Below are 2,932 nucleotides of genomic sequence, written 5' to 3'. Positions count from 1 at the left end.
CCAGGCGACGCGCACGGCGCCGGACAGGGCGCGGTCGCCGCCGGAGAACAGGGCGCCGAGTTCGTCGATGCGCCGCACGACGCGCTGGACCTCGTCCCCGGCCGGGTCGGCGCCGGCCCGGCGCAGGGCCTCGGCGCGCCGGTAGAGCTGGGGCCACTCGATGTCGAGGTAGTAGTGGGCGGCGGGTCCGAGGGCAGCGGCGTGGTCGCGCAGGGCGTCGATCTGGTCGGTGTCGAGGTGGCGGCGCAGCGCGGGTTCGGTGGCGGGGGTGCCGGTGCCGCGCATGGCCTGCAGGACGCGGATGAGGGCGGCGGTGTCGGGGGTGCGTTCGGCGGCGAGTTCGCCGTGGATGTGGGCCAGGCGCTCGCGCAGCGCGCTCAGGGCGGCGAGGGCGGCGTCGACGCCGACGAGGTGTTCGCCGACCAGGCGCAGCGGGTCGATGCCGGCGTCCAGGCAGGTGGCGATGGTCTCCAGCCCGAGGCCCAGGCGCCGCAGCGCCAGGACGAGGTAGAGGCGCACGACGTCCTGTTCGGTGTACTCGCGGTGCCCGGAGGGGGTGCGGCGTGAGGGGCTGAGGAGACCGATGTGGTCCCAGTGGTGCAGGGTGCGTACGGTCAGCCCGCTCGCCTCGGCGAGGGGGCCGACCTTCCACGTCTGTTCGGAGGTCATGGCGTAACGATGCCTCCTGACGTCGGGTGAGGTTCAAGCGGTGGGGGCGGAGAGGATTTCGCACGGGACGGCGAGCGGGCTCGGGTGGCCGGCGTCAAGGACGGCCCCGGTGCGCGTCGCCGCCCACCGCGGCCGGCGCTCGGCGGGCTGGCTAGTCTTGGTGTTCGAACGGCGTGACGGGGAGTGGTGGTTGGGCAGGCAGGAGATGCGGCGCAAGGTCGAGGCGCCGCTGCGGCGGGCGGGCCTGGAGGTGCTGGAGGGCGGGGTGCCGCGGCCGGTGCTGCCGGTGTCCGTGGTGGGTTTCGCGCTCCACCGCGACCCCGGGCCGGAAGATCCGGGGCTCGTCTACTACGACCGCGACGAGCCGGACCTGGTCGCGCGGGCCAACCGGGGCTGGTACGAACTGGCGTCCTCCTGCGGCCTGTTCGGCGCGGAGCGCGAGTTCCTGCTCGCCCTGCCCGTCCACCGTTTCAGCGCCCGGGCCGCCTCCCGCCACCGGCGCAAGCAGTGGCGCCGGGTGCGCCTGCTGGAGCGCTGGGACCTCGTGGGCGCCGGCTGCTCGATCAGCGTGGGCACGCACGAACTGGGCCACCCCCAGCGCCTGCTGGGCTTCGGGGCGGGCCTGCCGGGGTTCTCGATGCTCTCCCTCGACGGCTCGGTCACCGTGCTCGGGACGACCGAGCAGCACGGCATGGCCTTCCACGCGGTGTCCTGCCCCGGGGAGACGGAGTCCGTGCGCGGCAGGCTTGAAACGGTGGCGAACCGGGTGTGGGACCCGCGCGAGGAGTGGTTCGTGACTCCGCCCCTGGCTGAAGCCAGGGGCTTCTCGCTATCCCTTGCGGGCTTCACGACGGGCCAGCCCGGCCCGTAGAACATTCACGGCTGCCACCGTGTCGGCGTGGGCCCGGTGGCCGCAGCCGGTGCAGTGGAAGATCGCCTGGGTGGGCCGGTTCTCCTTGGCGGTGTGCCTGCATCGGGGGCACTGGCGGGAGGTGTTGCGGGGGTCCACTGCCATCGTCTCCCGTCCGGCGCATTCTGCCTTGGCGGTGAGGATCGTCAGGAACACCCCCCAACCGGCATCCGAGATCGACTTGTTGAGTCCGGCCTTCGCCGCCGCGCCGTTGGACAGGAAAGCGCCCGGCCGTTCGGGGTCGGGCTTCGGGGCCGGGGCGCGGAGCATATTGCGGATTGTGAGGTCTTCGTGCGCGATGAAGTCGTGTTCGCGCACGAGATCGAGCGCGGTCTTGTGCGCGTGGTCCAGGCGCCGGCGGCGGACCTTGCGGTGCAGCCGGGCCACGGTCTCCACGGCCTTGCGGCGGCGCTTGCTGCCGCGCTCGCACCGGGACAGGGCTTGCTGGGCGGCTTCGAGCTTCGTGGTGGCCTTGTGGCCGTGGCGGGGGTTGGGCACGAACCCGCCGTCGGAGTCGGCGAGGAAGCTGGCTATGCCCATGTCGATGCCGACCGCGCTGCCGGTCGCTGGAAGGGGGTCGGGCCGGGCCTGTTCGGCGGTGAGGACGACGTACCAGCGGCGGCCTTCCCGCTTGACCGAGACCGTCTTGACCCCGCCGACGACCGGCCGGTGCCGGTGGACCCTGACGTGGCCGATGCCCTGCAGGCGGACGCGGGTGACGGGATCGTGCGGGGTGGAGTCCCAGCGGCAGCCGTCCCCGTCCTTCGGCCACTCCACCGTGTCGAACCTCTGGGATGAGCGAAAACGCGGATAGCCGGGCGTGTCACCGGACTTGACCCGACGGAAGAACGCCGCGAACGCCCGGTCCAGGCGCCGCAGGGTGGCCTGCTGCGAGCTGAACGACCAGCGGCCCTGACACTCCGGATCGAAAGCCCGGATCTCCTTGAGCTGAGCGGACTGCTGCCCGTAGCGGACCGTCGTCTTCGAGACATGCCGGTAGGCGTCCCGCCGCTCCTGCAACGCCGCGTTGTACAGCGAGCAGTGATCACGCAGCATCCCCGCCAGCGCACCCTGCTGGCCCACGGTGGGCCGCATCAGGAACTTGTACGCCCGAATCACCCGACCCACCCCCTTCAGCATCCGTGTCGTCAAGGTAGCCCGTGCCACTGACAGCCGACGCGAACTCCGCCGTTGTACGACTCCGGGCCAGGGATGCGTTTCCCTCACCGGCTGAAGCCGGGGATGCCCATGCAAGATCAACAGGTGGGAGTGGTCCGGGTGGAACGCGAGGAGGCTTGCGCCTGGCTGTCGCGGGCCCCGGTCGCAGCTGCGTGACGGGCAAGGTGCCTGGTC

Annotated in this window: 3 protein-coding genes; 1 reads left to right on the top strand and 2 read right to left on the bottom strand. The window is 72.2% G+C overall.

The annotated features are described in order from the left end of the window. The coding region (locus AB0O00_RS34145) for a MerR family transcriptional regulator (RefSeq protein WP_363658476.1) at positions 1-669 on the bottom strand (669 nt) is incomplete at its 3' end. A gap of 190 nt (positions 670-859) precedes the next feature. Here AB0O00_RS34145 and AB0O00_RS34140 point away from each other — a divergent pair. Continuing rightward, complete coding sequence (locus tag AB0O00_RS34140) at positions 860-1,540, top strand: hypothetical protein (protein ID WP_363658474.1); 681 nt, start codon at positions 860-862, stop codon at positions 1,538-1,540. Here the strand turns inward: AB0O00_RS34140 and AB0O00_RS34135 are convergent. After that, the gene (locus AB0O00_RS34135; protein WP_363658478.1) at positions 1,499-2,698 is read right to left on the bottom strand and encodes a transposase; all 1,200 of its coding nucleotides are present in this window, start codon (positions 2,696-2,698) and stop codon (positions 1,499-1,501) included. The two genes, AB0O00_RS34140 and AB0O00_RS34135, sit on opposite strands and share 42 nt — an antisense overlap. Positions 2,699-2,932 lie beyond the last annotated feature (234 nt).

The sequence above is a fragment of the Kitasatospora sp. NPDC093558 genome, assembly GCF_040683475.1.
GTDB lineage: Bacteria > Actinomycetota > Actinomycetes > Streptomycetales > Streptomycetaceae > Kitasatospora.
This window is presented reverse-complemented; position numbering and strand designations above follow the sequence as displayed.